We start from the raw sequence: 5756 nt of genomic DNA, 5'->3' as shown, positions 1-5756 counted from the left end.
TGAAAATTGCTCAAAAACTTGCTGCGATGTCATCTTTTGTGAGGTGGGATTGAGGTCATAATACGCGGGCTTTTCATCGGTAAAGATCTCTAATGAGAGTTTGAAATCTGGATTGTCGAACAAACCAGCGGAGAGAATGTACTCGCCTGTCGGTAACAAATGATAGAAAAGGTTTGTGCCGCATTCGCCACAAAAACCTCTCACCGCCCAGTCAGACGATTGATAACGCTTTGGCTCGGCCCCCTTAAACGTTACGTTAGGACCACAATGCACAGCATGGAGTGCTCCACTCGACCATTTTCGACACATCGAGCAGTGGCATAGACTCACTTCATTCTTAGCATCTGCGGTCACTTCAATAGCGCCGCACAAACATGTCCCTTTCATTCTCTGTTTCCTTATTCGTTTGATGTCATTCCATTATGACGCAATTGTTAGCACGCACGCGTGATGTGCAACCAATTTTTCAGCGTGAACTTTATGAACAAAATATCCGTTATGCTCAATATTCTCTTTATCGACGTTTTAAAGACATCAATTTAACACTTGATTAACCTTTGACACATCAGCATCCAGTTCGAGTTAAAAGCTGAAACAAAAATAAGACTCATCAAAAAATAGAGTCACCAACATAAGGAACGTGAACATGTTAAAGGTAATCAAACCAACGCTCGCCGCATCGATCATCGCAGCTTCATTTTCATTTAACGCTTTTGCTGCTGATGTAGAAAAAATGCATTTCTTGATCCCTGGAGGTGCCGGTGGCGGCTGGGACATGACCGCACGAGGTACAGGTGATGTGCTACTCAAATCAGACATCGTTGAGACGGTATCTTTCCAAAACCTTTCTGGTGGCGGCGGCGGTAAAGCCATTGCGCACTTGATTGAAACGGCAGATCGCCAAGAAGATACGCTGATGGTGAACTCAACACCGATCGTCGTTCGCTCTCTAACAGGTATTTTCCCTCAATCCTTTAGAGATCTCACTCCCGTTGCAGCCACCATTGCGGATTACGGTGCCATCGTAGCCTCTGTTGATTCGCCATACAATTCTTGGGAAGACGTAGTAAAAGCATTTGAATCTAACCCTCGCAAAGTGAAAATTGCGGGTGGCTCTGCTCGTGGCTCGATGGACCACCTCGTCGTTGCCGCCGCATTTAAAGGCGAAGGATTTGATGCGCGTAAAGTTCGTTACATCGCTTACGATGCGGGCGGTAAAGCCATGGCAGCCCTTCTTTCAGGCGAAACTCAACTGCTCTCTACGGGCCTAGGTGAAGTACTGGAGATGTCAAAATCTGGTCAAGTCAAAGTGCTAGCGGTAACTGCACCAAAACGCCTAGAAGCCGCACCAAACATCCCTACGCTAACAGAATATGGTAACGAAACGGTCTTCGCTAACTGGCGTGGATTCTTTGCTGCACCAGGTACTAGCCAAGAAAAGCTGGATGAATGGAATGCAGCATTTACCAAAATGTACAACACTGACGAATGGCAAGTCGTCCGTGACCGCAATGGTTGGATAGACAACTACAAGGCGGACAAAGCGTTCTTCGCGTTCCTTGAAGAGCAAGAGCAGCAAATGGGTGACTTAATGCGCGAGTTAGGCTTCCTAAAGTAACAGTCGAACTGGGTCCCTCAGATTCCAACCTCACCCAATAACGTGGGGTTGGTATTTCCCCAACTGTATTTGCACTCTAAGTTTCACCGTATATGGATATTGTCGACAATCGGCATGCACACTCCTTTGTTTATATACCCAAAGCAGCTCGACTAGCAGCGAAATGCTTAATTGTTAATGGTTTAGTTTATTCATTAACGTCCATATGCGGTCTTTTTTATTTTTGTTAGGAGTTGAATATGTCTCGTTCAACCAACTTTTTCACCAAAGAATATTTGCTCTGTCGTGACCGTGTCGGCGCAATGATCTTTCTACTCTTCTGTCTTTGCTACGGTTATCAAACCTCGCAAATTCCATTGTTCCCTGGTGATGAATACGAACCGTTCACCGCACGTACTTTGCCAACCATCCTGACTTACGTCGGTGCTGGCCTTTCTTTGTTATTACTGGTAACAGGACAACCAGATAAACAAAGTGGCGCGGTGCTGACCTTTAATTGGAAGTTGCTGATCGCTTTCTTGGTTTTGATGGCGCTTTACGGCGTGGGCCTGACTTACCTAGGCTTTGTTATAGCTACTGGCTTCTTTTTATTGGCTGGCTTTTATCTGCTGGGGGAAAGACGTAAACCCGTTCTGTTCGGCGCGTCGTTTCCATTCGTGATCGCGTTCTATTTATTACTCACTCAAGGTTTGGACATCTATCTCGAACCGGGTTTGATTTTCACCATCTGGTAGTCAAAGAAAGGACTGAATTATGTTAGATGGAATTCTACAAGGTTTATCCACTGCAGTAATGCCAATGAACATCATGATGGTGATCGTTGGTTGTTTCGTCGGTACATTTATCGGCATGTTACCTGGGCTTGGACCGATCTCAGCCATTGCTTTGATGATCCCAATTACTTATGGCCTAGAGCCCTCCTCTGGCCTTATTTTGATGGCGGGTGTTTATTACGGTGCGGTATTTGGTGGTTCTACGTCGTCGATTTTAATTAACGCGCCGGGTTGTTCTTCAACCGTGGTGACAGCATTCGACGGATACCCAATGGCTCAAAAAGGCCAAGCAGGTAAAGCATTAGCTTTGGCAGCTTATTCTTCTTTTACTGGCGGTACGCTATCTGCCATTATGTTACTTGTTGCCGCACCAGCATTGGCTAGCGTTTCACTTAGCTTCCAATCGTCAGACTATTTTGCGTTGATGCTGCTTGGGTTATCAGCAGTCGCTGCTTTTGCGGGGAAAGGTCAGGTCATCAAAGCGTGGATGATGACCATTCTTGGTTTGATGCTATCTACAGTTGGTATCGATAAAGGCGTAGGCGTTGAACGCTTTACCTTCGGTTTAACGGATTTAATGGATGGCTTTAGCTTCTTGTTGCTTGCAATGGCGACATTCGCACTGGGTGAGACGCTGATGGGCATTCTTAAACCATCAAAAGACACCAGCGATGAAGAACAGGAAAAGCTGAGCAACATTGGCTCAATGAAAGTGACCAAGGAAGAAATCAAAGATGTTGCGCCTGTTTCAATTCGCTCTTCAATATTAGGTTTCTTCACTGGCGTTCTTCCTGGCGCAGGGGCAACTATTGCTGCTTTTTTAAGCTACGGTATGGAGCGTAACCTCGCACCTAAAGAGAAAAAGGATGAGTTCGGTAAAGGCAGTATCCGTGGTTTGGTCGCGCCAGAATCAGCGAACAACGCAGCGTCTAGTGGTTCATTTGTTCCACTGCTAACGCTTGGTATTCCGGGTTCTGGTACAACAGCAATAATGCTCGGTGCGCTGATCGCTTACGGTATTCAGCCAGGCCCTCGCCTGTTTGTTGAGCACCCAGACGTGTTCTGGTCGGTGATCATTTCCATGTACTTCGGCAACATCGTACTCGTGATCCTGAACTTACCGTTGATTCCGTACATTTCAAAGCTTTTGGCGGTTCCAAGAACGGTACTTCTGCCGATGATTTTATTCTTCTCAATCACCGGAGTTTATTTGGTCTCATTCAATACCATGGATGTGTTCGTGATGCTGATTGTCGCTATGGCTGCCATTGCACTTCGACTCGCTAACTTCCCACTTGCGCCTTTATTGCTGGGTTTCATCCTTGGGGGATTAATGGAAGAGAACTTACGCCGCGCATTAATGATTTCAGACGGCGAATTGAGTTTCCTATGGGAGCGCCCTATTACCCTTACCTTTACTGTTTTGGCCGTATTGGTACTGGCAAGTCCACTAATCGTAAAGCTGATTCAAAAGTTTAAAGCACAGCCAGTCAGCGTTGAGCAGTAATAGCTGTCTCTTTCAACCTAGATAAAGCCATCCATCGCGATGGCTTTTCTTTCTCCTATCAAATCGTTCGCTTATTAAGCAAAATAATATTGACAAGTCATCGCCTATATATAAGAGTAGTTGCATGAATACACACTTAGCGCAACTTAACCAACGAATTATCATCATTCCATAGGAATGGTGGGATATTTGATGCGCTCAATATTTATCGAACCCACCCATAACGGTGGGTTTTCTGTCTCTGCCGTATGGGAAATATTCTCTTGGAGGCGTTCACATGCAAAAAGTAGCGGTTTTTGGTAAGCCCGGCAGCGGAAAATCGACGGTAAGTAAAGCAATCGCGTCTGCTACCGCTCTCCCTCTTCATCAATTAGATTCCATAGTCTATAAACCAAACGGTGAGCCCATTGAGCGTAACGTTTTTGATGAAGCACATAGCAATATACTTCACTCAGATCGTTGGATCATAGATGGTCTGGGGCCTATCAGCTCCTTTAATGCTCGTTTAGATGCAGCCGATACTCTCGTTTATATTGATCTACCATACTCCGTAAGCTATTGGTTTGTGACGAAACGTCTCCTTAAAGGACTATTCATTAAACCCGAAGGTTGGCCTGATGGCAGTTCGGTATTGAAAGGGACATTACAAAGCTACAAAGTTCTTCAGCAATGCCCTGCATTCTGGAATGATGACTTTATGTCTCGTCTCGAAGGGTACTCTCAAAGTAAAACCGTTCATGTCATCAAAAACGTCACAGAACTGAACAATTTTGTTTTAGAGCGGGTAAAGTAAACTTCATATCAGGACACTAGAGCATGTGGGATGGGCCATCTAAAGCTCTAACAATGAAAAAGAACATAACAAGGATTGTTTATGCTTTTAGAACTAGCGCTTTTATTCGTTGCCGGCGTAGTTGGTGGGATCATTAACTCCATTGCGGGAGGCGGAAGCTTTATTACTTTTCCGGCCCTATTGGCGGTTGGTGTGCCTCCAATTATGGCCAACGCAACAAATACTTATGCTTCATGTGCAGGGTACATTAGCGGAGCCGTAGGCTTCAGAGAAGAGATCATGAAGAACAAGCAAGAACTGTTGTTCACAGTCTCATTCAGTTTAGTAGGTGGCGCTGTCGGAGCATATCTGCTGCTCAACACACCAGAATCGCTATTTTTGGAAGCCATTCCTTGGCTACTCTTGTTTGCCACCGTGCTTTTCCTGACTGGTTCTCGTTTAACAATGCTTATCAAAACTGTCGCGAAAGAGCACAAACACGCAGGAATACTCGGAGCAATCGCTTTGGGTCTATTACTTGTTGGTGTCTCTGCTTACGGTGGTTTTTTCAACGCAGGTTTAGGGGTTATTGTTCTGAGTTATCTGGTAGTAGCGGGTCACCAAGACATTAATTTAATGAACGGTTTGAAATTGCTGGTATCTACGTGTGTTTCACTCATTGCTATCGTGATATTTGTTGCGAATGGTTCCATTGACTGGCGCACAGGTAGCGTTGTTTTGGTCGGTACGTTGGTGGGTGGTTATCTTGCAGCTCGTGTATCTCGTCAACTTAATCCCAATCATGTTAAAGGGTTTGTTGCTCTTTCTTCTGTTCTCATCACTATCTACTTTTTCATTGATGTTTATGCTTAAACAAAGCTTGCACAAGTAGATAACACCCCTACAAAAAACGCCATCGCGAAAGATTAATGCTGATCGCTTAGCGAGGTTTTTGTGTCATTACAGCGAGCCTGGGCGTGACTAGGTATCTAATAGCAGTACGCTGAGCGGCTAATGAAACAATTTTGACCATAAAGGGCTCGGATAGAAGATCCTGTATCACGCTCCTCCGTCGCTGTACAGGAT

Annotated in this window: 6 protein-coding genes; 5 read left to right on the top strand and 1 reads right to left on the bottom strand. The window is 45.1% G+C overall.

Annotated features, from left to right (window positions below):
- A partial coding sequence (locus CAG69_RS13885) for a GFA family protein (protein ID WP_161444733.1) occupies positions 1 to 387 on the bottom strand: 387 nt, incomplete at its 3' end.
- Between the two features lie 259 nt (positions 388 to 646).
- Here CAG69_RS13885 and CAG69_RS13880 point away from each other — a divergent pair.
- The 5 genes from CAG69_RS13880 to CAG69_RS13860 all read left to right on the top strand — a co-directional run bounded on the left by CAG69_RS13880 (position 647) and on the right by CAG69_RS13860 (position 5543).
- Positions 647 to 1618 carry a tripartite tricarboxylate transporter substrate binding protein gene (locus CAG69_RS13880; protein ID WP_005395072.1) on the top strand — a complete coding sequence of 324 codons (972 nt, stop codon included), beginning with the start codon at positions 647 to 649 and terminating at the stop codon, positions 1616 to 1618.
- A 239-nt stretch (positions 1619 to 1857) separates the two neighbouring features.
- Positions 1858 to 2352: a tripartite tricarboxylate transporter TctB family protein gene (locus tag CAG69_RS13875; protein ID WP_048626438.1), complete on the top strand. Its 495-nt coding sequence runs from the start codon at positions 1858 to 1860 to the stop codon at positions 2350 to 2352.
- A 19-nt stretch (positions 2353 to 2371) separates the two neighbouring features.
- Positions 2372 to 3898 (top strand): tripartite tricarboxylate transporter permease, encoded by a 1527-nt coding sequence (locus tag CAG69_RS13870; protein WP_005388177.1) that lies wholly within the window; start codon positions 2372 to 2374, stop codon positions 3896 to 3898.
- A gap of 277 nt (positions 3899 to 4175) precedes the next feature.
- Positions 4176 to 4691 carry an adenylate kinase gene (locus CAG69_RS13865; RefSeq protein WP_134646561.1) on the top strand — a complete coding sequence of 172 codons (516 nt, stop codon included), beginning with the start codon at positions 4176 to 4178 and terminating at the stop codon, positions 4689 to 4691.
- A gap of 81 nt (positions 4692 to 4772) precedes the next feature.
- Positions 4773 to 5543 carry a sulfite exporter TauE/SafE family protein gene (locus tag CAG69_RS13860; protein ID WP_161444731.1) on the top strand — a complete coding sequence of 257 codons (771 nt, stop codon included), beginning with the start codon at positions 4773 to 4775 and terminating at the stop codon, positions 5541 to 5543.
- Positions 5544 to 5756: the final 213 nt, after the last annotated feature.

It is taken from the genome of Vibrio sp. V43_P6S15P86 (assembly GCF_009904725.1).
Classification (GTDB): Bacteria; Pseudomonadota; Gammaproteobacteria; order Enterobacterales; family Vibrionaceae; genus Vibrio; species Vibrio diabolicus.
The sequence above is the reverse complement of the archived record's forward strand: the minus strand, read 5'-3'. Positions and strand labels throughout refer to the sequence as shown.

Bases quoted from the DNA above. Each gene is read 5' to 3' on its own strand.
- CAG69_RS13875 (WP_048626438.1), top strand. From the start codon at position 1,858: ATGTCTCGTTCAACCAACTTTTTCACCAAAGAATATTTGCTCTGTCGT.
- CAG69_RS13870 (WP_005388177.1), top strand. From the start codon at position 2,372: ATGTTAGATGGAATTCTACAAGGTTTATCCACTGCAGTAATGCCAATG.
- CAG69_RS13865 (WP_134646561.1), top strand. From the start codon at position 4,176: ATGCAAAAAGTAGCGGTTTTTGGTAAGCCCGGCAGCGGAAAATCGACG.
- CAG69_RS13860 (WP_161444731.1), top strand. From the start codon at position 4,773: ATGCTTTTAGAACTAGCGCTTTTATTCGTTGCCGGCGTAGTTGGTGGG.
- CAG69_RS13880 (WP_005395072.1), top strand. From the start codon at position 647: ATGTTAAAGGTAATCAAACCAACGCTCGCCGCATCGATCATCGCAGCT.